The sequence below is a fragment of the Nostoc sp. NMS7 genome (genome assembly GCF_017115085.1).
Taxonomy (GTDB): domain Bacteria; phylum Cyanobacteriota; class Cyanobacteriia; order Cyanobacteriales; family Nostocaceae; genus Nostoc.
This window is the reverse complement of record NZ_JABXKJ010000239.1, coordinates 21,060-45,597: the sequence shown is the minus strand read 5'-3', so window position 1 is coordinate 45,597 and position 24,538 is coordinate 21,060. Positions and strand designations below refer to the sequence as shown.

The following is a 24,538-nucleotide window of genomic DNA, read 5'->3' as shown; positions in this document are numbered from 1 at the left end:
ACAAGTAGAAAATAAATAGCGATAATAGCAAAGTTGACAAACAAGGGACTGTAGTTCAATTGGTTAGAGCACCGCCCTGTCACGGCGGAAGTTGCGGGTTCGAGCCCCGTCAGTCCCGTTTTAAATTTATCCTTCTTTGTTTTGGTTGGAGATCCAACTTTAAGTAAAGCTAAGTTTGGGTGCTTCAGATATAAGCTACATTGATCATGCTTTGCGAAAGAGAGAATTAGCTGTGACTGTCAGAGTCCGAATTGCACCGAGTCCAACCGGAAATTTACATATTGGTACAGCTAGAACGGCTGTATTTAACTGGTTATTTGCCCGCCACCACGGCGGGAAATTTATCCTGCGAATAGAAGACACAGACTTAGAGCGATCGCGTCCCGAATACACCGAGAATATTCTTGAAGGACTGCGCTGGCTAGGACTGAACTGGGATGAAGGACCATTTTTCCAATCCCAACGCCTGGATCTTTATAAAGAAGCAGTAGAAAAACTGCTAGATCAAGGATTAGCCTATCGCTGCTACACCACTTCCGAAGAACTAGAGGCTCTGCGAGAAGCCCAAAAGGCTAGAGGTGAAGCTCCTCGCTATGACAACCGTCACCGTCACCTCACGCCAGAACAACGCGCCGCATTTGAAGCCGAAGGTCGTTCCTCTGTGATTCGCTTCCAAATCGAAGATGGGCGGGAAATTGTCTGGAATGACCTAGTAAGGGGAAAGATGTCTTGGCAAGGTAGCGATTTAGGTGGTGATATGGTCATCGCCCGCGCTTCAGAAGAGGCTAGCGGTCAACCTTTATACAACTTTGTAGTTGTAGTGGATGACATCGATATGCAAATCACCCATGTCATCCGGGGAGAAGACCACATTGCCAATACTGCCAAGCAAATTTTACTCTATGAAGCAATGGGTGCAAAAATTCCAGAGTTTGCTCACACGCCACTGATTTTGAATACGGAAGGGCGCAAGCTTTCTAAGCGAGATGGTGTCACTTCTATTTCGGAGTTTCAGCAAATGGGCTTTATTGCTGAAGGCTTGGTGAATTACATGACATTGCTGGGTTGGTCGGCACCAGACTCGACGCAAGAAATATTTACCTTAGAAGCAGCAGCTAAAGAATTTGGCTTTGAGCGTGTAAATAAAGCAGGTGCAAAATTTGACTGGGACAAGCTGGACTGGTTGAACAGTCAGTATGTCCACAAGACACCAGTAGATAAACTCACAGATTTAGTCATACCCTATTGGCAAGCGGCTGGGTATAAATTTGATGGTGGAAGAGAACGCCCCTGGTTAGAGCAACTAGTAACTTTAATTAGCCAAAGTTTGACTCGTTTAGTAGATGCAGTACCTCAAAGCCAACTGTTTTTTAGGGATACAGTTGAATTTAGCGAGGAAGCCAGTACACAGCTGAAGCAAGAAGGTTCGGCTGCTGTGCTTGAGGGGATTGTCACAGCTTTAGAAAACCAGCCGCAACTCTCGGAAGCCGCCGCCCAGGAGATTATTAAACAAGTGGTGAAAGAGCAAAAAGTCAAAAAAGGCTTAGTAATGCGATCGCTCCGAGCAGCCCTAACTGGAGATGTTCATGGCCCCGATCTGATCCAATCTTGGTTACTACTAAATCAGATTGGTTTAGATAAGTCGCGCTTGAGTCGGGCGATAACGGAAGTTAATTAGTGATTACTTCCAGATTTTAGAAATATTTTAGATTTTAGGGGCGCACAAACGTGCGCCCCTAAAATCTAAAGTAGAGCAACTATAGCAACAATAAATCATTGACTAATTACTAATGAATTATCCCCAATTTCCAATCTAAAATAGGTAGTCAATTCTCCTCACATTGGGAACTTGGTGTGTAAAATTCATGTCTTCAAAAACACTTAGAAGCGAAGTAATTACAATGCCGACAAAAGCGCTCAAAAGAGGGATGAGATTATCGTTCATGATAGTTACGCTCTTCATCACACCGACAGTTAATGCTGTTACTGATGCTCAGGAAGCGCCAACGATATTTGGAGATGTCACCATTGACCCCCAGTTTTCGCCAGACCCCCTGACAGTTCGCGGGATGAGTGGTGGTTCAATATCTGGGAGTCAAGTAGCCGGGAGGAGCGAAACAGCCACTGGCCCTTGTACTGGATTTGTTGATGAAACACCAGACCATACATTAGCGCTAACAAGTAAATTTGACTACCTGAAGTTACAAGTGCAAAGTCCTGAAGACACCACCATAATTATCAAGGGACCCGGTGGTACTTGGTGCAATGACGATTTTGATGGCAAAAATGCCGGTATGATTGGCGAATGGCTGGCTGGAAGTTACCAAATTTGGGTTGGTTCCTACGAAAAAGGCAAGTATCTTCCTTACACTCTACAAATTACAGAAGTTAAATAGGGCATTGAGCATGCGGCATTGGGCATTGTCGGGAAATAATAACTCCTGTTACAGACGCGATTAATCGCGTCTCTACTTCAAACTCCTAACTCCCCACTCCCCCAGAATGATGATTGACAGGGACTTAAACGACACGAGGAGCATTCTGGAGAAATTCTCCGTGTCTTTGCATCCCGTTGCGCTCCCTTTTCTGGTGCGATATTGTATTAAAATTAAGTTAACTTTGATTAAGATTCTTGTTGGCATCGCCATAATGCGCCGATCGCTCTATGGGAGTGCATATAAGAGATCAAATTAAACAAAATGGAGTTATAAACATCCGTTTAACAGCCCAAAGTGACAGAGTAATAGAACATTCGGTTGCTAAGGCTGATGAGTTGTATAGGCATCTAGAGGCAAATTAAGATGAAATTCTCTTGGAAAGTACTAGGACTCTGGACATTGCCGGCTTTGGTAATTGGCTTTTTCTTCTGGCAAGGAGCCTTTGCAGGCGCTCCTGTTGACGCCAGTAAGAATACAGCCAATACCCGCATGACCTATGGTCGCTTTCTAGAATACTTGGACGGCGATCGCGTCACCAGCGTGGATCTGTACGAAGGCGGTAGGACAGCAATTATAGAAGCTCGCGATCCTGACATCGAAAACCGTGTCCAAAGATGGCGGGTGGATTTGCCTATTAACGCTCCTGAGTTAATTAGCAAGCTGAAAGAAAAAGACATCAGTTTTGATGCTCACCCGATGCGGAATGATGGCGCAATTTGGGGATTGTTGGGCAATCTCATATTTCCAGTTTTATTGATTACTGGGCTGTTCTTTTTGTTCCGGCGTTCTAGCAACCTCCCCGGCGGCCCAGGTCAAGCAATGAACTTCGGCAAATCCCGCGCCCGCTTCCAAATGGAGGCAAAAACTGGGGTGAAATTTGACGACGTAGCCGGAATCGAAGAAGCTAAGGAAGAATTGCAAGAAGTCGTCACCTTCCTCAAACAGCCAGAAAGATTTACCGCAGTAGGCGCACGCATTCCCAAGGGAGTGTTATTAGTTGGACCTCCTGGAACTGGTAAAACTTTACTAGCAAAAGCGATCGCTGGGGAAGCAGGCGTACCTTTCTTTAGTATTTCCGGTTCGGAATTCGTGGAAATGTTCGTTGGTGTGGGTGCATCCCGCGTCCGCGATTTGTTCAAGAAAGCTAAAGATAACGCCCCCTGCATCATCTTCATCGATGAAATCGATGCCGTTGGACGCCAACGGGGTGCTGGTATCGGTGGCGGTAACGATGAGAGAGAGCAAACCCTCAACCAATTGCTCACCGAAATGGACGGGTTTGAAGGTAATACAGGCATCATTATTATTGCTGCCACCAACCGTCCTGACGTACTCGACTCAGCCTTGTTGCGTCCTGGTCGCTTTGACCGCCAAGTAACAGTCGATCCACCCGATATCAAAGGGCGCTTGGAAATCTTGCAAGTCCATGCGCGGAATAAGAAACTAGACACTAGCGTATCTTTGGATGCGATCGCTCGCCGCACTCCCGGATTCACTGGTGCTGATCTAGCCAACTTACTCAACGAAGCGGCAATTCTCACTGCTAGAAGACGCAAAGAAGCGATTACCCTCCGCGAAATTGATGATGCGGTCGATCGGGTAGTTGCGGGGATGGAAGGTACTCCTTTGGTGGATAGCAAGAGCAAGCGCTTAATTGCCTACCACGAAATTGGACACGCCTTAGTTGGGACTTTGTTAAAAGACCATGACCCAGTACAGAAAGTCACCCTCATCCCAAGAGGACAAGCACAGGGTTTAACTTGGTTTACTCCCAACGAAGAACAGGGGTTAATTTCCCGTTCTCAACTCAAAGCCAGAATTACTGGTGCTTTGGGCGGTCGCGCTGCCGAAGAAGTGATTTTTGGGGCTGCGGAAGTTACCACTGGTGCAGGTGGAGACTTACAACAGTTGTCGGGAATGGCACGCCAAATGGTGACGCGGTTCGGGATGTCAAACTTAGGCCCACTTTCCTTAGAAAGCCAACAGGGAGAAGTCTTTTTGGGTCGTGACTGGACAACCCGATCTGAGTATTCCGAATCCATTGCCTCGCGCATTGATGCTCAAGTTCGAGAAATTGTTGAACAGTGCTATGACAATGCTAAGAAGCTGATCCGCGATCATCGCACTGTCACCGATCGCTTAGTCGATTTGCTGATCGAAAAAGAAACCATTGACGGCGAAGAATTCCGCCAGATTCTGGCTGAGTACGCTGAAGTCCCTGAGAAGCAGGAGTATGTACCGCAACTGTAATAGTTGACTCTTTTCTGGGCTAATACCTGGAAATCAGCAAGGAAGCAAAAAATCGAATGAGGATGCTATGTGCCATCCTCATTTTTTATGTAAAATTTTATAGTTTTAGGAAGACGCTTGCTGCTACGACTCGCTTGTTTATTAGACTTCTTGCATAAATCAAAAAAAGAACCCCACCCCGCCTTTGACTTACGTCAAATTCTCCCCTCCCCGCCTGCGGAGAGGGGCTGGGGGTGGGGTGTTAGGGACTTTTGCAAGAGGTCTATTGATTTCAAAGCTAGTTCTTTCCTTACACTTTTATATTAAAAAGCCAGTCATCTTAGGAGTTTGCGCTTTTCTTAGTGCTATTCGGTTCTAATTACTTAGCTCCTCCAACTGGAATATCTCCACCTATACCCCACAAACGGCTGAAGGAGTTGGTGAAGTTGCTAGAGGATGTAAGCACAAACCACGTACCAAGAGCGCCAGGAAAACCTCCATTGTTAGGAGGCCACACCACCATATCGTCTCTGCCGTCCTTATCAAATTCTAAATTCCCTATAGGAATATCCCCACCTTAGTCAACAGCTTGAAAATCCAAAATTGGCAATATGACTATTGTATATAAATATCTACCCCTTATTATTTGCAGAAAATGAATAGCAAAGTTAAATTATTGACTCTTAGTACCCTAACACTTGCCCTTTCTTGTTTGACAATCGGCACAGTTTTAGCACAGGCAAAATTAACCAACAAATCGAAATTGTCCATCAATGGTATCGGACAAGTTAGAGTTGGGATGACTGTTTCCCAAGCGAGGAAAGCTGCTGGTACTCAGCTAATTGGCGATTCGGCGAATAACAGTTGCTACTACGTTAAGCCACAAAACGAACCCAAAAATCTTTTATTTATGGTTACAAAAGGTCGCATTTCTAGAGTAGATGTGCGGCAGAATACGCAGATTACTACCCTCAAAGGTGCAAAAATTGGCGACAGTGAAGCGCAAATCAAGTCTCTCTACCCAGGACAAATTAAAGTCACATCTCATAAATACGTTCAAGGCGGACACTACTTGACATTTATCCCGAAAGACCGTGCTAACCAGAACTATCGTGTGGTCTTCGAGACTGACGGTAAGCGTGTTACTCAGTTTCGGTCATGTAAATTGCCGGAAGTTGAATTTGTTGAGGCCTGTTCTTGATCTGAGATATCATCAAACTCATTTCCTTAGCTTCCGCAACTTGCGTAGGTTGCCGCACTTCTCTACGAGAAGCTGCGCCAACGGCAAGACTCAGTGACCACCGTAAGCATCGCTGCACTTTACTCCCAAGATGATACAATGCCGTACAGCGCCTTTAATCTTAGCAAAGTAAAAACGGACTTTAAATTAATCTTTGTTGAAAATCAAGATTTATTTGGGGATGTACAGGCAGTTTCGCCTAGTGAATATCTAAATTTGATTTTCTCTGAGCATCTACCTTTGGTGACAGCAATAAATACAGAAAAAGCTCGTTCTGAACTAATTATTATGCCTGTTTTAATTGAAGTTAAACGCTTCTTTAAATACCAAATTAGTATATTTTCTGGTTCAGAATTTAATGTAGATGTTTCTAAAGGCTTAGAAGGACGCTGTGATTTTATTCTGAGTTGCTCACCAGAACAATATGATATTACCAGCCCTGTGGTGATTATTGTAGAAGCTAAAAATGAAAGTATTAAATCTGGTTTAGGACAATGTATTGCGACAATGATTGCATCTCAATTGTTTAACCAGCAACAAGGAAATATTATCAATGAAATTTATGGTGTAGTCACAACAGGAACAGATTGGAAATTTCTCAAACTTTGTGACAATACCATCTTTATCGATAAGAACGATTACTTTATTAAAGAAATAGATAAAATCTTAGGAATTCTGACAACGACTTTGATGGCTTGTCCGCAATTTTAGCTTAGGGATGGTGTGTACCATCCCCATTTTTTATCGTTCCACTTCATCCACTGCCTTGGGAACTCCCGCAGTTAACACTTCATGTCCCCCAGGTGTAACTAACACATCATCCTCAATCCGAATACCAATACCAATCCATCGAGGATCAGTCTCTGGTTGGTCTTCTGCTAGTTTGGTGTCAGGTACAATATAAAGTCCTGGTTCCACTGTCAAAATTTGACCTGGTTGCAAAATCTGCGGTTTATCTTCACCGTGCTGGTAAACCCCCGCATCATGGACATCCAAACCTAACCAATGGCTGGTGCGGTGCATATAATATGGCTTATATTTCTCTTCTTCAATTAACTTATCAATTTCACCTTTAAGAATGCCAAGTTCAACTAAACCTTCGGTGAGGACGCGCACTGCTGTATCATGAATTAATTTGAAAGGATTACCTGGTTGAACTTGAGCGATCGCTTGTTTTTGTGCCTCCAAAACAATCTCATACAGCGTCTTTTGTTCTGGCGTAAATTTACCCCCCACAGGAAATGTCCGGGTAATATCCGAGTTGTAATAACCATAGGTACAACCGGCATCAATTAGCAATAATTCTCCATCCTGCATTTGACGATTATTCTCAATGTAGTGCAGTACGCAAGCATTCACACCAGAAGCCACAATCGAAGGATAAGCCGGGCCTAAACCACCTCGCAGTCGAAAGATGCGTTCCATCTCCGCTTGTATTTCATACTCATAACGTCCGGGTGCGGCGATTTCTTGCGCGTAATTGTGTGCTTCAGTTGCGATCGCAACTGCTTGACGCATCAATTCCAACTCAGCTTCACTTTTAATTAGTCTCATGCTATTGAGGACAGTACCAGTATCTTCAATAGCGATCGGTCCTGTACCGCGTTTTGGATAAGTCCGTAGTAAACTTTGATAATGTCCCAAGATTTGGTCATTAAAAGTGCGATCGCGTCCTAAGTGATAGTAAATGCGGCTGGCTTTTTCCAAATACTGCGGTAACTTTTCATCTAACTCGCTAATCGGGTATGCTTCATCAGCACCATAAAATTCCTTAGCTGCATCTACCCCAGAAAGATAACCAGTCCATACTTCCTTTTCGCGATCCTTCGGTTGGACAAACAGCACAAACCGATGTTCTGAATGATGCGGCGCTAACACTGCAACTGCCTGTGGTTCGTTAAAACCAGTCAGGTAGAAGAAATCACTGTCTTGGCGATAAACATACTCGACATCGTTGTGCATCACTGCCATTGGCGCACTGCGAAAAATGGCTGTACCATCACCAATTTTTGCCATTAACTGCTCACGACGCTGCCGATATTCTGCTTGCATAGCTGATGTATGTATTAAAGTATTGTCTTATTTTACACTTTTGACAACCAGAGGATGTACAGATCATGCCTCTTAATAGTTGCTAATCTAAGTTATTCTAACCAATATTTGTTTCAACTCAAGTTATAAATCCTTGGGGAATAATCAATTATCTCCAAAGTCTCAGATCCCCGACTTTTTTAAGAAGTCGGGGATCTTGTTGTTAATCAATAATTTAGACTTACTATATAAACCACTATGTAATTACATCACAATTATCTCGCATAAATATTTTTTATAGTTGTTATTTAATTACCTAAATGTGTATGGTTTAATTCGATATTTAAAATATCAAATAAAACAGATAAACCACGTCTATCTTGAAATCTGTATTTCTTCGGTGATCAAAAGGATTTGCTCTCATCCCCCAACCCCTTCTCCCAGATATGGGAGAAGGAGAGCCAGAATTTCAAAGTCCCTCTCCCATATATATCTGGGAGAGGGATTTAGGGTGAGGGCAAAAACTACGCTTATAAACTTATACCCTTTCACTTTAATACAGTTCGGTTAAGGTACATAGTCCTTAAAGATCCTCCTTAAAAAGGGGGAAATGGAGTCATTATTAGCCCCCCTAAAAAAGGAGGATTGGGGGAATCAAGTCTGATCAGAACCGTATTGATAAATCATCAGATACAAAAAATATTTTGCAATTGTTTGTATAGAACTTGAAACTTTGATAATAATCATTTAAAGAAAACAAATATTTATCTTCAAAGAATGATATTCACAAAGAAAAAATAGTTATAAAGAAATATTGAAAGTCTAGTAAATGTTATTGGGTTACAGAAAGACATCTCCAAAAAAAGTTAAAAAAATATAACAACCAATCATAAAAATACACCATGTCTGGAAATAGCAATTCCTCACCCTTAACTTTGAATACATCTCAATGGGCATCAGACTCTTTCGCAAAATCACAAATATTGACATCTTCTTTTGAGAATTTAAATTATGATTTGGGGTTTGGGAAAAGTTCCTCACAAGCACTACAAAGTGAACCGTTGACCACACCTGTCAAAACTTCAGCAAATCCTAATCCTAATCCTTACTTAACTAGTGCGGCGATTACTCCTGACTTTAACGGTGATGGCAAAACGGACAAAGTTTGGGCCGATTCTCAAACTGGTGAAATTATCATTCGGTTGATGGATGGAACAAAAGTTTTGGAACAGGGTTCTCTAGGTAAATTCGACCTAACTGCCTATGATTACAAAATTGCTGACTTCAATGGTGATGGCAAAACCGACTTCTTATTACGCAATAAGAAAACCGGTGAGAATACCATTGTGCTAATGGATGGAACCAAAGTTGCTAATGCGACTTCTCTAACCACCGTTGACCCAGCCTGGACTCCTCAGATTGGCGATTTCAATGGCGATCGCAAAACCGATATCTTCTGGCATAATGCCACAACTGGTGAGAACGCTATTTGGGAGATGGATGGCACCACAGTCCTGAATGCAACTGTTCTAGATAAAACAGACCCAGCGCTAACTCCTACCATTGTTGATTTTGACGGCAATGGTAAGAGTGACATTTTCTGGCGCAATCAGACAACCGGTGCTAACAGCGCTTGGTTTATGGATGGTACACAAAAGAGTGAATTTGCGCTGCAATCACAAGACCCCGCCTGGACTGCTAGCCTTGGTGATTTCAACGGCGACTATAAGACTGACATTCTCTGGAGAAACGCTCAAACAGGTGAGAACAAGGTTTGGACGATGAATGGTATCTTAGCCACAGAGGGTACTCTGGGGACACTTGACTCATCTTGGACTTCTAAAATTGGCGATTTCAATGGTGATGGCAAGACCGATATCTTCTGGCACAATGGAACCACTGGTGCGAACACCGCTTGGTTGATGGATGGTACAACGGTTGCTACTGAAGCGTTCTTACCGGCTAATAACGCGGCCTTGACACCAACCCTTGGCGACTTCAACGGCGATGGTAAGACCGATATCTACTGGCGCGATCAGACAGCTGGTGCAGACAAGATTTGGACTATAGATGGGACGACAGCCACTGAGACTCCCATCAGCGATGCAGATAAGCTTGGCCCAGAGTGGTATACGTTCTAAAAGCTAGAGTTAGGAGTTAGGAATTCTTACCCTGCTTCCCCTACTCCTCAAAACTTGTAACTCAAAACCTGAATCACACTATTTTCCGGTAAATCTTTAGGGCTAATGGAAATACTATCTCCGTTGCTACGCCGCACTGTCATACCTTTCATCAAAGTGAGAAAATTATCGAGTGGCGAAATATTGCACGTAGCAGCATCAGCGGCCTGTGTCCGGTAATGGGTCGGAATCACTAACTTGGGATTTAACACTTGAACAGCCTGCTTTGCTTCCTCAGCATTGTAGGCTTTTCCACTGCCTCCCACTGGAATGAATGCCACATCAGGACGCCCCATCAGGATTTTTTGCTCAATGGAAATGGGTGCAGCAGCTCCCCCTAAATGTAAAATATTAATTCCGCCTTGCTTCCAACTCCAAGCAGTATTTAAGCCAAACTGCCTACCACCTTTGCGATCGTGGTCTATGGCAATTCCTTGGAATTTAATGTCTTTGAACTCGTAAACTCCTGGTTCGTAGATCAGTTTTGGATTTCCCGGTAGTACGTCCACAGCCCCTTCATCCAGCAGTTGGCTGCTAATCAGCACCAAATCTGCTGCAACTTTTGGTGGACGATACCCAGCAGTACAACCGACCGCCCGAAATGGATTGACGAGAATTTTCGCACCGCCACCACTAAAAAGAAAGCAAGTATGACCCAACCACTGAACTGATAAACCGCCAGATTGTGCGTCAGCTTGAGATTCCGAATCCAAGGTAGTAACTAAAGCAGTTACCAAACCCGCCCCAGCATAGCCCATCAACTGTCGTCGTTTCATTAATTATACTCTTGACTATAACTGTTCCAGAAAATTTCGCAATAACTGTTTTCCTGAAGATGTCAGGATACTCTCTGGGTGAAACTGGACGCCCTGAATGTGAGGATAGTTCCGGTGTCGGACTGCCATAATGGTGTTATCTTCAACCCAAGCCGTGATTTCTAACACATCTGGGCAAGTCTCACGTTCGATCACCAAACTATGATATCTAGTGGCAGTTAGAGGATTTTCTAATCCCCGGAAAACCCCCACCCCACTGTGAGACACCTGAGAGGTTTTGCCATGCATCAACTCTGGAGCAGCAATTATTTTACCACCGAACACTTGACCGATGCTTTGATGTCCTAAACAGACTCCCAAGATTGGCAACTCTTGTCCTAGCTGTTCAATCAATTCTAAAGAAATGCCGGCATCTTCCGGGCGACCTGGCCCAGGAGAAATAACTACGGCTTCCGGCTTTAATGCCCGAATCTCATCTATGGATATCTTGTCGTTACGAAAAACTTTAATATCATCTGCTACTGGCAACTCTGATGCCAATTCTCCCAGATACTGCACTAAATTATATGTAAAACTGTCGTAATTGTCGATAACTATAATCAAAGCTCATCACTCCTGGTTTTTACCACTGATCAGTTGCAAAAAGCATAGACCAGTATCTCATGCTATTTGTTTGCTAGGGTAAAAATAACGCTAACGTGGATCGACTTAGGTAAGCTTTACAATAAGTCACTTCCTAAAGATTACCAAGTAACCCTTTAACCAGGATGCTTGGCGCCGCAGCTACGCCCGCACTTCTCTACGAGACGCTGCACGAACGGCAAGTGTTACCCTGAGCTTGTCGAAGGGCTCAGTAACCATCGTAGACATCGCATTATTTAAATTTTGAATTGCTGATCATGTGTTCTCCAAAGGGGATCGGACAGAGTTTGATCCTGTTACCAAGTCACTTGGCAATGCCTGGGTTGGGCTAAGTCGAAGCAAATCACATCTACAAAGCCGATATAATTAACCTTACCAGAGGAGGAAGCAATAGTATACCAGCTACCAGCACCGCTACTAAAGCAGAGACAAGGACTGCACCAGCCGCACAATCTTTAGCAATTTTTGCCAAATCATGGTATGTCTGCTTAACGGTTAAGTCCACAACGGACTCGATCGCAGTATTTAGTAACTCTAATGCCAAAACTAAACCGCTAGTTATGCCAATTACGGCTATTTCCACCGCTTGCAGATGCAAAAAAACGCTTAAACCGATCGCTAAAGCGCAAACACTTATGTGGATGCGAAAATTACGTTGAGTTTGAAAACTATAGCTGATTCCAGCCCAGGCATATTTAAAACTAACAAATAAATTAGAGGCTACTTTCCAAGAAAATTCCCGTTCGTTAGACACGAGTGTTTGTAACGAGGTGGGCGTTGGTGATGGAGAAATTTTTTGGGACATAGACTTAAAAACACAAGAACAGAGTTGCTACAGTGGGAATATTCGCCGATCTTAATGGCGGAATTAAGTTTCAGGCAATATTTAAGCAATTTTCCCCAAAAGTATTATAAAAGTATTGCTCAAAATTGGCACTAAGAGATACACATACTGCTATTCCATGTCAATAGCAATACCTATTGCATTCAGCAAATTCACTTGCTGTTCTAACATTCGCCCCAAACTTTCTTCATCAGGATGATCCCAGCCCAACAGGTGTAATAAAGCGTGAGCCGCTAACCAGGCTAGCTCAGTTGGTAAGCTATGTTCTTGCTGTTGAGCTTGACGTTGTGCTGTATCTACAGAGACAATAATATCACCTAAATATAATGGTACAGAGGCAAGCATTTCTTTGCTTTGAGGAAAATCTACCTCCAAAGCAGCAAAGGCTAAAACGTCTGTGGGCTTATTTTGTTGACGATACTGGGCATTCAGTTCTTGAATTTGCGAGTCATCTGTCAAACGCAGCCCGATTTCATAACTTGGCGCTGGCGGAATATGAGGGTGAAGTATTTCTAACCAGTGATTAAACCAATTTTCCCAAGTTTCAGGAGTAATTCGGGGATGAGTGTCCCCAATCTTTACAAATGTCGTCGGGGACAACTCGTAAAAAGAATCCTCCACATATAGTTCAACTCTCAGGGGCACAGAGTCTCCTAGTCTGAGGTTTACGGTTTGTCGTTAGTGAGTTAGGTAAGCAAGACCAACAAGGAGAGCTAGAAGCCCTACGGCAGTCAACGCAAAATGTTTCAGGGAAGTTCCACCCTTCCGCACCATGTTTCGCATGGCAAGCTTTACGTAGCTAGGTTGAGGTTCTGTTGAAGGAGAATTGCTCATAGTTATTTGTCCACAGACTCTTTTATAACTGTAACAGTTGGTCTGGGATAGAATTGCGATCGCCTGTATATTACTAAGGGATATTTTTGAAAAGACACTAATGAGATCGGGTGCTATGCGATGTCTACGCCTACGCGCTCATCTTAGAAAAATAAGGGACTGACAAATAAAAAAAATATTCAATTATTTATTGTGGGGTGGGCGTCTCGCCCGCCCAGTTTATATGGCGGGCGAGACGCCATTGGTGTCAAGTTAAGAAAATTAGAGTCTTGTCAAGAGGGTAAAACTCAATGGTTAAACTCAAGACAGTGGTGTTGATACTAGTCATGAGTAAACCCCGGAAAAAACAAGGGAATCCAGATTTTCGGCATCGAGTCACCTCCCCCGCCCCATCAAGCCATTACCCAATGCGCCAAGTTTCAGTACTTTGGGGTCAAACTTGGTATCATTATTTAACTAATGTCCTTGACCCACAACAGCTTTCTCCACAACAATTATATGATTTGTATCGCCGACGTTGGAAAATTGAGGATGCATTTTTACTCACAAAAAGATTGTTGGGTTTATCTTATCTGTGGGTCGGTGGCACTAATGGCGTACAAATGCTTTCTTTATGCTACATGGATTTTCTATGCTGTCCTCAATGATTTGTGTACTGATGTTGCTGTCGCTTTGCAACAGCCTATTGAACGCATTTCTTTTGAAATGGTCTTTCGTAGTTTATATTTTTTCCACCGCGCACTCCTGAAAAACCCATAACTGCTACTTATCCCTTGGTTGGTTGAGTATCAACGCTCTATGGGCTTGGTCAAAGCCGTGCGTCGGCGACACCGACGCAACGCTGCAACCTCACTTGACATTTGGGCATCTGCCTTAACTTGACACCAATGGCGAGACGCCCACCCCACAAGTAGTAGTAATTTATTTCTTGGAGTTCCCTAAATAACAAGTACTAAGTAATATTAAAAATAATCACTTAGCACTTGTAAATAATCCCCAATTATGCTGGAGTGTTTTCCACTAGTTTATTTTCTTGGCGCAGATAAGCCTGGATGAATGTATCAAGTTCGCCATTCATCACATCGCCGATCCCGGTTGTTTCAGTATTTGTACGTAAATCCTTCACCATTTGGTAAGGGTGAAACACATAGTTACGGATTTGGTTTCCCCAGGAGGCTTCCACCATATCGCCACGAATTTCAGCAATTTCTTGGGCACGTTGCTCCTTGGCTATGACCAACAGCTTTGCTTTGAGACGATTTAGGGCTTTTTCTTTATTTTGCAGCTGCGATCGCTCTTCTGTACAGCGCACGGCAAGACCGGTGGGAAGGTGAACAACCCGTACCGCCGTTTCTACTTTGTTGACATTTTGCCCCCCTTTACCACCAGAGCGAGTTGTGGTGATTTCCAAATCCTTGTCTGGAATATCCAACTGCACAGAGTTATCTATCTGCGGCATCACTTCCACCCCTGCAAAACTGGTTTGTCGCTTGCCGTTGGCATTAAAAGGTGAAATCCGCACTAAGCGATGTGTACCCATCTCCGATCGCAAATAACCATAGGCATAGCGACCAGTAATTTCTAGAGTTGCCGATTTAATTCCGGCTTCATCACCCTCCGACTCTTCAGCTAAAGTTACTTTATACCCGTGAGCTTCACCCCAACGGGTGTACATTCGCATCAGCATAAATGCCCAGTCTTGAGCATCTGTGCCACCAGCACCAGCATTAATTGTCACTACAGCACCTTCAGCATCATAGGGGCCAGAAAGTAACTGTTGTAACTCCCACTGATCCAGGTCACGATTCAGTTTAGTGATGGTAGATTCCGCTTCTTGGAGTAGTGCCTCATCGGTTTCTAACTCTAACAACTCAACAACAGCCTTAGTATCTTCTAGATTCGTATGCCAGCGATCGTATTGCTGGAGGTGGGCTTTCAGGTCGTTGAGTTCTTGCAGCGTTTGTTGGGCTTGGGTTTGGTTATCCCAAAATTCTGGTTGAGCGGATATTTTTTCCAGGTCTTGAATTTTGGCTGTCAGTGCAGGTACGTCAAAGATAGTCCTGGGTTTTACCCAGGCGGCTAGACAACGTTTCGATTTCGCGTTTGAGTTCTAAGACTTCCATAGTGCTTGCTGAATGAGAGATAGAGCGCTTTGGATTTGAAAATTGCTCTTTATTAATTTTAGCTGTAGTTGGGCAAATTCTCTCCGCACTAATTATATAAATCACGTCTATCTTGAAACCTATAGTTCTTCTGTGATCAAAAGGATTTGCCCTCATCCCCCAACCCCGAATCCCAGATTTGGGATTCGGGGAGCCAGAATTTCAAAGTCCCTCTCCCATGTCTGGGAGAGGGATTTAGGGTGAGGGCGAAAACTACGGTTCTCAACTTAGATAAGGTTTAAGTTACAAAAATTACTTGAAATTATCAAGCCTTTCTTGGGTAACAGAAGTGGTTTGATTTTGCTGTTGCAAATAGGCTTTGATAAACAAATCAATTTCACCGTCCAAAACTTCTGCCGCAGCAGGTGTTTCTACATTGGTAACTAAATCTTTCACCCTGATGTAAGGATGTAAGATATATTTCCGGATGAGCTTGTTGAATAGGGATTTTATCTGCCAAGGTTGAATTTTATTAACTTGTTGGACACCTTGGGCTAGTGCGATCGCTGATATTGTTTCTTTTGAGCCTTGAGTGATTCAATTTCTTCAAGTTTCTGATAGAAAGTGACAGAATTATCCCAGAAAGTAGAATCAGAAATTAATTGATTCAAGTCCTCAATTTTTGCACTCAGTTCTCGGAGGTCAAAGACAGGCTTCAGCCTTGGTCAAGATATTAGACAATCTTTCTACTTCGCGCTTGATAGTTAAGAGTTCTAGCATCCTTTTGCTCACCTGAGGCCGAACTTATCTACATATTCCACTATTAAAGCGATGAAAAAAACCGTGGGTGTCAAAAATTTAACCACGGTTTTTACTTTATAAAACTTTACTTTTGTTAGTACCTACAGACAATTAATTGCGGCCATTTAGGGAAATTAGCAACCGCAAGATAAACACAAACAAGTTGATGTAAGTGAGGTACATCGACAAAGCAGCAGGCAGATATTGGTCATCGCTGTAAGTGCGGGGCAAGATATAGAAATCGACAACAGAAACCCCAACAAATAGGAATACTCCTAAACCGGAGATGGCAATTTCTAACCAATTTGGCGTGTAAACACCAAACATGGCAAATCCGAATTGGGCTAGACACACAACCACCAAGGCAATAACGCCGAGATTAATGGTTTTCGTCAAAGCCATGCCGTCTTGTTCAGAAAGATTTGAACCAATTTGACGGGCGAAAATAAAGGTGACGCCACAACCAAGGGCAGCCAACCCAATGCCTTGAATGCCAACACCTTGGGATCTCAAAGCGACAAATATCAAACCACTGAGAGTATATCCAGACAAGAGGCTGTAGGTTGCCAACAGGGGTAGTGCAAGACCCTTGTTACCTTTTTGGGCAACATTTTGGGCAACAAAGAACAAAACTAACTCCAAAATCACCGCACCAATGAAGGTGGGAAAGAATATTCCGGGGTTAGTACGGATAACTCCCAAACCGCCGTAGGTTCCTAATGCCGTTAGCACCAATCCACCACCGACGTAGGGGAGGGCGTTAGCAATCACATTTGGGCCAACGAGGGCGTGAGATTTAGCCTCACGGATAGCTTCACGAAAATTACTGGTATTGCTCATATTGAAAAACTGTTTTTTAGGAAAACGTTCTGCTTATTCCTATTTTTACCAAGATTTAGGGCAACAAACCAGGAAAGGGTGACGCAAGTTAGAAGACAACTAAACAAAAAAGATTATGCAATGTTGAAATTTTTATCTAAAAAACAAAAATAACCTGCAACAGAGAGGTTAGCAAAATCATGCGTAAAAATACTGAACTCTGGAGTGCGACCCCCTGATAAGTTCAGTGAAACGACGATAGCTAATTCCGACTTGACTAGGGAAAATAATGACAGCTTAAAAGAAAATATACGCAACTCCATTTTCTTAGGAATAGGAGTTACAACAAGGGAATGTATATGGCAACAAGTGAGTCCTCTTTACGAATTGATGGTATAGAATTATTACACTTGTACCACCAGAATCCTTCTATAAAACTTCGTAATGAACTTGTAGAGTTACATACTGGCTTAGTGCGAAAGATGGCTCATAAATTCAGCCATCAATGTAATGAACCTTATGAAGATTTAGCACAAATCGGTTATATTGGTTTGATTAGGGCAATTGAGCGCTTCGACCCTAGCCAAGGATTTGCCTTTAGTTCCTTTGCTGTACCATACATTCGCGGTGAGATGCTGCACTTTTTGCGCGATCGCAGTACTCTATTAAGAATTCCCCGTCGTTGGCAAGAACTGTATAATGAAGGGCAAAAGATTCGCAAGGACTTGGCAATGTCTTTAGGTCGCCTTCCCAAAGATGCTGAAATCGCCAAGGAACTTCAGGTATCTCTGCAAGAATGGCAAGAAACCAAGTTAGCTGCTCAAAACCGTATGCCTTTGAGTTTAGATGCGACCGCACTTAACTATGTTGATTCCCAAATCACCTTGGGTGAGGCACTTCCTTGTCCTCGTTCTCATGTTCTCCTCCAAGAAGAAGAAGAACGGCAACAACTCCAAGGTGCAATAAATATGTTAGAAGACAAACCCCGCATGGCAGTTGAAATGGTATTTTTGAAGGAACTTTCTCGCAAGGATGCGGCTAAAAATATTGGCACTAGTCCAATGACGGTAACGCGGTATCTGCAAAAGGGAATTCAAGATTTGATATACTATTTACAACCACAGGTAATGCCCACAGGGTCTTAGTAGTGCTAAGTCAAAAACCCAATGACCAATGACCAATGACTAAATTATCGAGATTTTAAATCAGCGATCGCACCTTTGGTCATAGCAGCAATAGCTTGATCTGTCGCTTTCGGCAAATGATAATATTTACCGCCTGCTGTTTGCGATAATTCCTTAGCAAAGCCCGTGGACACAAATTTACTTTCCGTATCAATTACTAATAGTTGCATTCCTAAAGCCCGGATTCTGGCAGCAATTTCTAATAATTCTCCTTTGATATCTGGCTTTTCTCCTGGTTCTAGTTCTTCACCTAAAGAACGCGCTAAGGGAATATTACCCCGCCCATCGGTGATTGCTACAACCACAACTTGCCCAATATCTCCGCTCATCTGGGCATTTAAGCCGACGCGCACAGCTTGGGTTAAACCATGCGCTAAGGGCGAACCCCCACCACAGGGCAACCTTTCCAAGCGGTTACGCGCTAAGGCAATAGAACGTGTTGGAGGCAATAATACCTCAGCCCGTTCTCCCCGGAAGGGAATCAATGCTATTTGGTCGCGGTTTTGATAAGCTTCTGTCAACAGTTGCATCACCGCACCTTTCGCCGATTGCATTCGATTCAAGGCCATTGAGCCAGAAGCATCTACCACAAATACTACCAACGCCCCAGCTTTGCGTACCAGGCGTTTCGAGCGAATATCACCCTGTTCAACAATAACTTTTCTGTCTGGGTGTTTTTCTCTCCGGGCTTTTTGATAAGGAGCCGCAGCTCTCAAGGTGGCATCTACTGCAATGCGTCGCGCTTTCCCCTTGGGCAACATTGGCTTAATGTAGCGTCCCCTGTCATCGGAAAATATCACACTACGACTACCAGATTTAGCTTGCCGCTTCGCCATTTGAGTAAAGTAAAGCACGCTGTCATCAAGAATTACCCCTTCTGGATCAAAAATGAATTCTTCAGGGATGCTAGGGGGTTCTTGCTCTTGATTTTCTTCTTGTTCTTTTTGTTCTTCCTCTTCTTCCTCTTCTGATTCCTCCTGAGGTTCTTCTTGATTCTGTGGTGGAGGTGGAGGCGGTGGTGGTGATTGTTCTGGTGGTGGTGTCTGCACAATTGTGGCGCGTGGAACAATCACCAGTTCCACAGCACGGCGCAAATCTTCAGCATTGACTGTTGTTCGTCCCTCCAAAGCCGCCGCCGCCTTAGCAACCCGCGTGGCGAATAACTCGGCGCGATGTCCCTGAACTCCACCGCGAATCGCCTCATCTACTAAGTAGGCAATTTGTTCATGGGTGATGATTACTTCTTTCAACCATTCCCGCGCCAAGATGATTTGGGTTTTGAGGGCGTCTAAATCTTCGTTGTACTGTTCGAGGAAGTCTTGGGGAGATTTAGAATAGGCGATCGCAACTTCTACTGCTTCTACTCTTTGATCTAAACCGAGTACACCGTCAGCAGAGAGTGCGATCGCAATTCTATCTAACAAATGCTCCCGTAATCCGCCTTCTTCTGGGTTGTAGGTGGCAATAAATAAGGATTTGCAAGGATGCTGAAAACTAATCCCTTCCCGTTCAATTTGGTTGCGCCCGTCAGATAATACTGTTAGAAGCTGATTTGATATTTGGTCATCTAATAAATTAATTTCATCTACGTACAGTACACCCCGGTTTGCTGTAGCGAGTAAACCGGGCTGAAAAATGGTATCACCTTCTTTTACCGACTTTTCCACATCTACAGAACCGAGGAGTCTGTCTTCAGTGATACCTAGAGGAATTTGCAAAAAAGGCGCTCTGATGATTTCGACGGGAACATCTTGAATATCTTTGTCTGCGTACTCCGCCAACAGTTGATCATCCCATTCTTCGCGGTGATTAGGGTCACAATTGCTGATTGAACCTTTGACAACTTCAATCGGCGGTAGTAGAGCGTGGATAGCACGAGCCATCACAGATTTTGCCGTACCGCGACGACCTGCGATCGCCACTCCCCCCAAACCAGGATCAACTGCGGCTAACAGCAAGGCTAATTTAATTGCTTCTTGACCGACTACGGCACTCAAGGGAAAGGCAGTGATCGTGGAGTTGATAGTAGGCGCAGGCATTGTTTGCTTTTATAGCGAGTCTCGGTCTTTAGCATACCAATTTCTGACACATTTACAATATAGGGGCGATTACGCGATCGCATTTCCCTTGGGAGGATAATTTATGAGTATTGCTCAGACTAAACGCTTCACGCTGGATGAATACCACAGGCTTACTGAATTGGGCTTTTTCCATGAAGATAACCACATTGAATTAATCAACGGCGAAATTATTGAAATGGCAGCCAAAGGTACAGCCCATGAAACTTGTTTGCGAAACTTGTTGCGGAAACTTCCAAAAATTATAGGTGATCGGGCAACTTTGCAATCTCAAGCTCCGATTGCTTTGCCACCTAATAGCGAACCTGAACCGGATTTTGCTATTCTTCAAAACCGAGATAATAATTATCTTTCTGGTCATCCTCAACCTGCTGATGTGTTATTGGTGATGGAGGTTTCAGATTCTTATTTGGGCTATGACCAAGATGTGAAAATTCCTCTCTATGCTAAAGCAGGTATTACTGATTATTGGATATTTAATTTATTCGATAATTATTTGGAAAGCTACAGTGAACCATATCAGAATGTTCAAGGTAAATATGGTTATTTAAATAAACGAATTTTCTTGTCAAATCAGGTAATAAATTTTCCCTGCTTTCCTGATTTATCTCTTGATTTAGTTAGGGTGTTTCCGCCCAAGTAAAGTATTAGGGGAGTATTGGACGAATAGAATTCGCAACTACACAAACCAAGTCCACCTCTGTGGACTAATATAAAATCAAGGTTCTTAACTCACGGAGGCGGTCACTGAGCTTGCGTTGCCCTGAGCTTTGTCGTTCGCGTAGCGTCTCGTAGAGAAGGGTCGAAGTGTGGGTTTTGTCTGTGTAGCCGCGACTTCTACTTGCCAGGGCTTTTCAAACATCCTCTAAGACCAAGCAAAGAGTAATTTTTATGGCTTATAGTGATTTCAAACTTATTGAAGTTATTGATTCTTTTGGTTTAGTTATTCGCGAGTCATCTGGACTATTTGCAAATATACAGGAGCAAGAATGTAGTGATTTATTATCTACTATTCTTAGAGAAAATGTTGATTTAGCAGTAGCGATAAGTACAGAAAAAGCTCGAAGCGAAATGATAATTAGTCCAATTTTGTTAGAAATCAGACGCAAATTTAATTATGAAATCAGCTTTTTTTCTGGAGTTGATTTTACTGTTGATAGCCAACGAGGATTAAATGGCTTTTGTGATTTTATTTTGAGTCTTTCTTCAGAGCAGTTGCTTGTACGTAGTCCGGTGATTGTCTTAGTAGAAAGTAAAAATGAAAATTTGAGGTCTGGTTTAGCGCAATGTATTGCCGAAATGGTAGCTGCTCAGTTATTTAACGAGAGAAGTGTAAATCAAATTAAAGCTATATATGGTGCTGTTACTATCGGTACGATTTGGCAATTTCTCAAACTTGAAGGCAATGTAGTTTCGATTGACTTGAGTGAGTATTATATTAAGGATATTAAGAAAATTTTAGGTATTTTGTATAGTGCGATCGCGCAAAGTAAACTGTAAATGAATAATCATTATAATCAGTTAATATCCTTGCTTTCTTTCCCAATATTGCTTTTTATTTCAATAGGTGTTTCTGCCAGATATATTATATAGTCTAGCAAGTTGATAAATAAAAGATTTAACCAGTACCCATTGACGGTACTCCGATTATATGTGTTATATTTATCGTCAACGTAGCAAAGGAGTCATCATCTAAAAGTTTCTAACTGAGGTTAGTGGTTTCATACAGATCAGCTTTGAACCATTGGAAAAGCGTAAAAATATTTAATTTACGCTCTGCTGATGGCTAGTTGTTTTTACGAATGCAACCCCTGTATACACTCGTCTTTGCACTTACAAAGAGTGAATTTAATTGAATTAGTTATATAGCTATTCGGGCAATAATTTTGCTCAGTGTAAATATAGTACTAAAGCAATTTATTAATGCTAGATACGTGATTTACTAACCCTGCGGAGTAAACACAACGCCAAAAGTTAAGAACAAATGAGCAGAATGAATTCTGAACGAAAACGCCGCAAGAAACAACAAATTAAAGACAGAGATGGAAATTGCTATCACCGGTGTAATAAACATCTCTGGGATTTGCAAATGACTTTAGATCACTTAATGCCTATTAGTTACGGCGGAGGTGACTCGAATGATAACTTAGTTATTTCTTGTTTCCGTTGCAACAATTTACGTGGTAATACTCTCGATTATCCTGACTGCTGTCAAATAGTTTAGATAACTTTTTGAAACTATCTTCTTACAATTTTAGGAATATTTATTGTGAGGTGGGCATCTTTGCCTGCCTTTTCACTCAATTAAATTGACAAACAAGTAAAACTTAAAAATGCACGAACTTTTGATTTTCAAAAATGAAAAACTTTTACGACAAGCACTTACCCACCGTTCTTATGTCAACGAGCATCCTGGAGAAGGGGAACATAACGAACGCCTAGAGTTTCTTGGTGATGCTATCCTGAATTTCTTAAGCGGTGAATATCTCTATAAAAAGCATGGAGAAAAGGGAGAAGATGAATTAACTCGGCGACGTTCTGCACTGGTAGATGAGAAGCAATTGGCAAAGTTCGCCAAGGAGGTAGGTTTAGACTTTAGGATACGGTTAGGAATAGGTGCAATTCGAGACGGAGGCTACCAAAATCCCAATTTACTTAGCAGTACCTTTGAAGCTGTTCTTGGTGCTTACTATTTGGATAATGGTTCCGATATTGGAAAAGTTCGTGCAATTGTAGAACCACTGTTTGATTCTGTACCTGAGAATATTGTTGTGTCTCGCTCTAATGTAGATTCAAAAAATCGCTTTCAGGAATGGGTGCAAAGCAGAGGGATCACTACTCCACCGATATATAATACAAGACAAATAGGTGGTGAATCTCACGCGCCAAAGTTCCAATCCGACGTATTTGTGGAAGGAGAGGAAAAAGCATCTGGAACGGGTGAGGGACGTAATAAAAAAGAGGCTGAGAAAGATGCTGCTGAAAATGCCCTAGCTAAGTTGAAAAAACAAGGTTTGTTGTAGAGATGAGTCAAACAGAGAGCAATACTTCGCCTAAAACTAAAGCTAGCCCTTGGTGGCAGCGTATCCCTCTGACGTTACAAATTGTCATCGCCTTAGTAGCCGCAGTCAGCGTCGGAATTGCCCTTGGTGCAGGGAATCCTAACCCCAGCAATGCCCTCTTAATCAACAATTTAGCAATTCCGGCTGAATTGGTATTAAAGGCTCTCCGCGCCTTGGCTACACCCCTGATTCTAGTAGCGGTACTGCATACTTTGATGACTACCAATATCCCTGGTACAGCCGGACGGCGGCTAGCAGTGCTACTTTTAACTAACACCACCGTAGCTATCTTGGTGGGGCTTTTCGTAGCGAATGTGCTACATCCAGGGACTTGGGGTAATGTAGCCACCTCAACAAGTACACAAATAACTCCTCAGAATCTTGACCCTTGGGGAATACTCAAAGATGCTGTACCGGAATCTGTCCTCAAGCCATTAGTTGATAATAATGTCATCCAACTAATTGTGATTGCCCTGAGTTTTGGCATCGTCCTGCGGGGATTAAAATCTGAACAAATCGTCCAAGGAAAAAACGGATACCAGCCGATAGAGGATGTCATCGGGATTTTATTTGAAGCAGTAGTGCGTGTCCTCAACTGGGTAATTGCCTTAGTGCCTTTCGCCGTCTTTGGAATTGTTGCTAAAACCCTTGCTATGCAAGGATTTACACCGTTTAAATCTTTGGGTGCATTTATCGTGGCGGTGCTGTTGGCACTGGTATTACAAGCATGCTACTACCTAATTAGAGTAAAATTTGGTTCTTGGGTACACCCGCTAAAATTCCTCGCTGGCGGTTCTGATGCCTTTTTGACAGCTTTCTCAACTTCTTCCTCGGCGGCGGCAATGCCCATAACCTTTGAGGTTTTGCAAACAAAAGTCGGTTTAAGGGAATCTTCTGCTGCCTTGGGGGCATTAGTAGGGGCAAATTTCAATAATGATGGCACTGCCCTTTAGGAAGCAATGTCTGCGTTGTATATTTCCCAACTGATTGGGCAACATCTGAGTCTGGGACAGCAGTTAATTGTCATTCTTACCTCGATTTTTGCATCCGTAGGTGCGGCGAACATTCCCAATGCTGGACTAGTAACGATGACACTGGTGTTCACTTCTGTAGGCTTACCTACCCAGTACATCGCTTTGCTAGTTACTGTAGACTGGTTTCTGGATCGCTGCCGCACCGCGATTAATGTCATGGGAGACATGACTGTTAGTGCTTTACTTGACGGCAAAAAGCCCCGTTCTGTAGATGAGGCTTAGTTTGTCAGCTTTTAGTTGAGTG

The 24,538-nt window shown here is 43.0% G+C and carries 23 protein-coding genes, 1 tRNA gene and 2 pseudogenes; 14 read left to right on the top strand and 12 right to left on the bottom strand.

The window, feature by feature from the left end; all coding sequences use genetic code 11:
* The first annotated feature begins 44 nt into the window (after nt 1-44).
* From HWQ38_RS32075 to ftsH2, 4 genes are all read left to right on the top strand, one after another.
* A tRNA-Asp gene (locus tag HWQ38_RS32075) sits at nt 45-118 on the top strand.
* Nucleotides 119-232: 114 nt separating this feature from the next.
* A complete protein-coding gene (gltX, locus tag HWQ38_RS32070; protein ID WP_292801910.1) occupies nt 233-1,678 on the top strand; it encodes a glutamate--tRNA ligase in 1,446 nt (481 codons plus the stop codon).
* Between the two features lie 223 nt (nt 1,679-1,901).
* A complete protein-coding gene (locus tag HWQ38_RS32065) occupies nt 1,902-2,396 on the top strand; it encodes a hypothetical protein (RefSeq protein WP_292801987.1) in 495 nt (164 codons plus the stop codon).
* Between the two features lie 405 nt (nt 2,397-2,801).
* The gene (ftsH2, locus tag HWQ38_RS32060; protein ID WP_292801908.1) at nt 2,802-4,688 is read left to right on the top strand and encodes an ATP-dependent zinc metalloprotease FtsH2; all 1,887 of its coding nucleotides are present in this window, start codon (nt 2,802-2,804) and stop codon (nt 4,686-4,688) included.
* A 358-nt stretch (nt 4,689-5,046) separates the two neighbouring features.
* On the opposite strand, the gene HWQ38_RS32055 is transcribed toward ftsH2, so the two are convergent.
* Nucleotides 5,047-5,190 (bottom strand): hypothetical protein, encoded by a 144-nt coding sequence (locus HWQ38_RS32055; RefSeq protein WP_292801906.1) that lies wholly within the window; start codon nt 5,188-5,190, stop codon nt 5,047-5,049.
* A gap of 132 nt (nt 5,191-5,322) precedes the next feature.
* Between HWQ38_RS32055 and HWQ38_RS32050 the strand changes: the two genes are divergently transcribed.
* On the top strand, nt 5,323-5,868 hold the full coding sequence (locus HWQ38_RS32050) for a hypothetical protein (RefSeq protein ID WP_292801904.1): 546 nt from the start codon (nt 5,323-5,325) through the stop codon (nt 5,866-5,868).
* Nucleotides 5,869-6,006: 138 nt separating this feature from the next.
* On the top strand, nt 6,007-6,618 hold the full coding sequence (locus HWQ38_RS32045) for a hypothetical protein (protein ID WP_292801986.1): 612 nt from the start codon (nt 6,007-6,009) through the stop codon (nt 6,616-6,618).
* A 30-nt stretch (nt 6,619-6,648) separates the two neighbouring features.
* Here HWQ38_RS32045 and HWQ38_RS32040 read toward each other — a convergent pair whose 3' ends face one another.
* Nucleotides 6,649-7,959 (bottom strand): aminopeptidase P N-terminal domain-containing protein, encoded by a 1,311-nt coding sequence (locus HWQ38_RS32040; RefSeq protein WP_292801902.1) that lies wholly within the window; start codon nt 7,957-7,959, stop codon nt 6,649-6,651.
* Between the two features lie 881 nt (nt 7,960-8,840).
* Between HWQ38_RS32040 and HWQ38_RS32035 the strand changes: the two genes are divergently transcribed.
* On the top strand, nt 8,841-10,079 hold the full coding sequence (locus tag HWQ38_RS32035) for a VCBS repeat-containing protein (protein WP_292801900.1): 1,239 nt from the start codon (nt 8,841-8,843) through the stop codon (nt 10,077-10,079).
* A gap of 47 nt (nt 10,080-10,126) precedes the next feature.
* On the opposite strand, the gene HWQ38_RS32030 is transcribed toward HWQ38_RS32035, so the two are convergent.
* The 5 genes from HWQ38_RS32030 to HWQ38_RS32010 form a co-directional block, all read right to left on the bottom strand.
* A complete protein-coding gene (locus HWQ38_RS32030; protein WP_292801898.1) occupies nt 10,127-10,894 on the bottom strand; it encodes an MBL fold metallo-hydrolase in 768 nt (255 codons plus the stop codon).
* Nucleotides 10,895-10,909: 15 nt separating this feature from the next.
* The gene (locus tag HWQ38_RS32025) at nt 10,910-11,497 is read right to left on the bottom strand and encodes an aminodeoxychorismate/anthranilate synthase component II (protein WP_292801896.1); all 588 of its coding nucleotides are present in this window, start codon (nt 11,495-11,497) and stop codon (nt 10,910-10,912) included.
* Nucleotides 11,498-11,885: 388 nt separating this feature from the next.
* A complete protein-coding gene (locus HWQ38_RS32020) occupies nt 11,886-12,341 on the bottom strand; it encodes a diacylglycerol kinase family protein (RefSeq protein WP_292801894.1) in 456 nt (151 codons plus the stop codon).
* Between the two features lie 150 nt (nt 12,342-12,491).
* Complete coding sequence (gene ybeY / locus HWQ38_RS32015; RefSeq protein WP_292801985.1) at nt 12,492-13,019, bottom strand: rRNA maturation RNase YbeY; 528 nt, start codon at nt 13,017-13,019, stop codon at nt 12,492-12,494.
* Between the two features lie 39 nt (nt 13,020-13,058).
* The gene (locus HWQ38_RS32010; protein ID WP_104904774.1) at nt 13,059-13,214 is read right to left on the bottom strand and encodes a DUF3285 domain-containing protein; all 156 of its coding nucleotides are present in this window, start codon (nt 13,212-13,214) and stop codon (nt 13,059-13,061) included.
* 407 nt (nt 13,215-13,621) lie between these two features.
* Here HWQ38_RS32010 and HWQ38_RS32005 point away from each other — a divergent pair.
* Nucleotides 13,622-14,096, top strand: a pseudogene (locus HWQ38_RS32005) (IS4 family transposase); the annotation flags it as partial.
* A gap of 118 nt (nt 14,097-14,214) precedes the next feature.
* On the opposite strand, the gene prfB reads toward HWQ38_RS32005, so the two are convergent.
* The 4 genes from prfB to HWQ38_RS31985 form a co-directional block, all read right to left on the bottom strand.
* Nucleotides 14,215-15,337 (bottom strand): peptide chain release factor 2 gene (gene prfB / locus HWQ38_RS32000; RefSeq protein WP_292801893.1). Its coding sequence is split into 2 segments (ribosomal slippage): nt 14,215-15,264 and nt 15,266-15,337, totalling 1,122 coding nucleotides; the frame shifts between segments, so codons are not numbered across the junction.
* Nucleotides 15,263-15,493, bottom strand: coding sequence for a hypothetical protein (locus HWQ38_RS31995; protein ID WP_292801990.1), 231 nt, complete (start codon nt 15,491-15,493; stop codon nt 15,263-15,265). The genes prfB and HWQ38_RS31995 overlap by 75 nt, the downstream gene beginning before the upstream one ends.
* 135 nt (nt 15,494-15,628) lie before the next feature.
* Entirely contained in the window at nt 15,629-15,772 is a 144-nt protein-coding gene (locus HWQ38_RS31990; RefSeq protein WP_292801891.1) for a hypothetical protein, read from the bottom strand.
* A 456-nt stretch (nt 15,773-16,228) separates the two neighbouring features.
* Nucleotides 16,229-16,957 (bottom strand): Bax inhibitor-1 family protein, encoded by a 729-nt coding sequence (locus HWQ38_RS31985; RefSeq protein ID WP_292801889.1) that lies wholly within the window; start codon nt 16,955-16,957, stop codon nt 16,229-16,231.
* A 338-nt stretch (nt 16,958-17,295) separates the two neighbouring features.
* Here HWQ38_RS31985 and HWQ38_RS31980 point away from each other — a divergent pair, with 338 nt between their 5' ends.
* The gene (locus tag HWQ38_RS31980; RefSeq protein WP_292801887.1) at nt 17,296-18,081 is read left to right on the top strand and encodes an RNA polymerase sigma factor SigF; all 786 of its coding nucleotides are present in this window, start codon (nt 17,296-17,298) and stop codon (nt 18,079-18,081) included.
* A gap of 44 nt (nt 18,082-18,125) precedes the next feature.
* Here the strand turns inward: HWQ38_RS31980 and bchD are convergent, their stop codons facing one another.
* A complete protein-coding gene (gene bchD / locus HWQ38_RS31975; RefSeq protein WP_292801885.1) occupies nt 18,126-20,159 on the bottom strand; it encodes a magnesium chelatase ATPase subunit D in 2,034 nt (677 codons plus the stop codon).
* A 103-nt stretch (nt 20,160-20,262) separates the two neighbouring features.
* Here bchD and HWQ38_RS31970 point away from each other — a divergent pair, with 103 nt between their 5' ends.
* The 5 genes and pseudogenes from HWQ38_RS31970 to HWQ38_RS31950 all read left to right on the top strand — a co-directional run bounded on the left by HWQ38_RS31970 (nt 20,263) and on the right by HWQ38_RS31950 (nt 24,516).
* Nucleotides 20,263-20,841, top strand: coding sequence for a Uma2 family endonuclease (locus HWQ38_RS31970; RefSeq protein WP_292801883.1), 579 nt, complete (start codon nt 20,263-20,265; stop codon nt 20,839-20,841).
* 248 nt (nt 20,842-21,089) lie between these two features.
* Complete coding sequence (locus HWQ38_RS31965) at nt 21,090-21,698, top strand: hypothetical protein (RefSeq protein WP_292801881.1); 609 nt, start codon at nt 21,090-21,092, stop codon at nt 21,696-21,698.
* Nucleotides 21,699-22,191: 493 nt separating this feature from the next.
* The gene (locus tag HWQ38_RS31960; protein WP_292801879.1) at nt 22,192-22,422 is read left to right on the top strand and encodes an HNH endonuclease; all 231 of its coding nucleotides are present in this window, start codon (nt 22,192-22,194) and stop codon (nt 22,420-22,422) included.
* Nucleotides 22,423-22,531: 109 nt separating this feature from the next.
* Nucleotides 22,532-23,221 (top strand): ribonuclease III, encoded by a 690-nt coding sequence (gene rnc, locus HWQ38_RS31955; protein WP_292801877.1) that lies wholly within the window; start codon nt 22,532-22,534, stop codon nt 23,219-23,221.
* A 2-nt stretch (nt 23,222-23,223) separates the two neighbouring features.
* Nucleotides 23,224-24,516: pseudogene (locus HWQ38_RS31950) on the top strand (dicarboxylate/amino acid:cation symporter).
* Nucleotides 24,517-24,538: the final 22 nt, after the last annotated feature.

Excerpts from the sequence above, each read along its gene's own strand:
- HWQ38_RS32065 (WP_292801987.1), top strand. The coding sequence starts at position 1,902 with ATGCCGACAAAAGCGCTCAAAAGAGGGATGAGATTATCGTTCATGATA.
- ftsH2 (WP_292801908.1), top strand. The coding sequence starts at position 2,802 with ATGAAATTCTCTTGGAAAGTACTAGGACTCTGGACATTGCCGGCTTTG.
- HWQ38_RS32055 (WP_292801906.1), bottom strand. The coding sequence starts at position 5,190 with ATGGTGGTGTGGCCTCCTAACAATGGAGGTTTTCCTGGCGCTCTTGGT.
- HWQ38_RS32050 (WP_292801904.1), top strand. The coding sequence starts at position 5,323 with ATGAATAGCAAAGTTAAATTATTGACTCTTAGTACCCTAACACTTGCC.
- HWQ38_RS32045 (WP_292801986.1), top strand. The coding sequence starts at position 6,007 with ATGCCGTACAGCGCCTTTAATCTTAGCAAAGTAAAAACGGACTTTAAA.
- HWQ38_RS32040 (WP_292801902.1), bottom strand. The coding sequence starts at position 7,959 with ATGCAAGCAGAATATCGGCAGCGTCGTGAGCAGTTAATGGCAAAAATT.
- HWQ38_RS32035 (WP_292801900.1), top strand. The coding sequence starts at position 8,841 with ATGTCTGGAAATAGCAATTCCTCACCCTTAACTTTGAATACATCTCAA.
- HWQ38_RS32030 (WP_292801898.1), bottom strand. The coding sequence starts at position 10,894 with ATGAAACGACGACAGTTGATGGGCTATGCTGGGGCGGGTTTGGTAACT.
- HWQ38_RS32020 (WP_292801894.1), bottom strand. The coding sequence starts at position 12,341 with ATGTCCCAAAAAATTTCTCCATCACCAACGCCCACCTCGTTACAAACA.
- HWQ38_RS32010 (WP_104904774.1), bottom strand. The coding sequence starts at position 13,214 with ATGAGCAATTCTCCTTCAACAGAACCTCAACCTAGCTACGTAAAGCTT.
- HWQ38_RS31995 (WP_292801990.1), bottom strand. The coding sequence starts at position 15,493 with ATGAGGGCAAATCCTTTTGATCACAGAAGAACTATAGGTTTCAAGATA.
- HWQ38_RS31985 (WP_292801889.1), bottom strand. The coding sequence starts at position 16,957 with ATGAGCAATACCAGTAATTTTCGTGAAGCTATCCGTGAGGCTAAATCT.
- HWQ38_RS31980 (WP_292801887.1), top strand. The coding sequence starts at position 17,296 with ATGGCAACAAGTGAGTCCTCTTTACGAATTGATGGTATAGAATTATTA.
- bchD (WP_292801885.1), bottom strand. The coding sequence starts at position 20,159 with ATGCCTGCGCCTACTATCAACTCCACGATCACTGCCTTTCCCTTGAGT.
- HWQ38_RS31970 (WP_292801883.1), top strand. The coding sequence starts at position 20,263 with ATGAGTATTGCTCAGACTAAACGCTTCACGCTGGATGAATACCACAGG.
- HWQ38_RS31965 (WP_292801881.1), top strand. The coding sequence starts at position 21,090 with ATGGCTTATAGTGATTTCAAACTTATTGAAGTTATTGATTCTTTTGGT.
- HWQ38_RS31960 (WP_292801879.1), top strand. The coding sequence starts at position 22,192 with ATGAATTCTGAACGAAAACGCCGCAAGAAACAACAAATTAAAGACAGA.
- rnc (WP_292801877.1), top strand. The coding sequence starts at position 22,532 with ATGCACGAACTTTTGATTTTCAAAAATGAAAAACTTTTACGACAAGCA.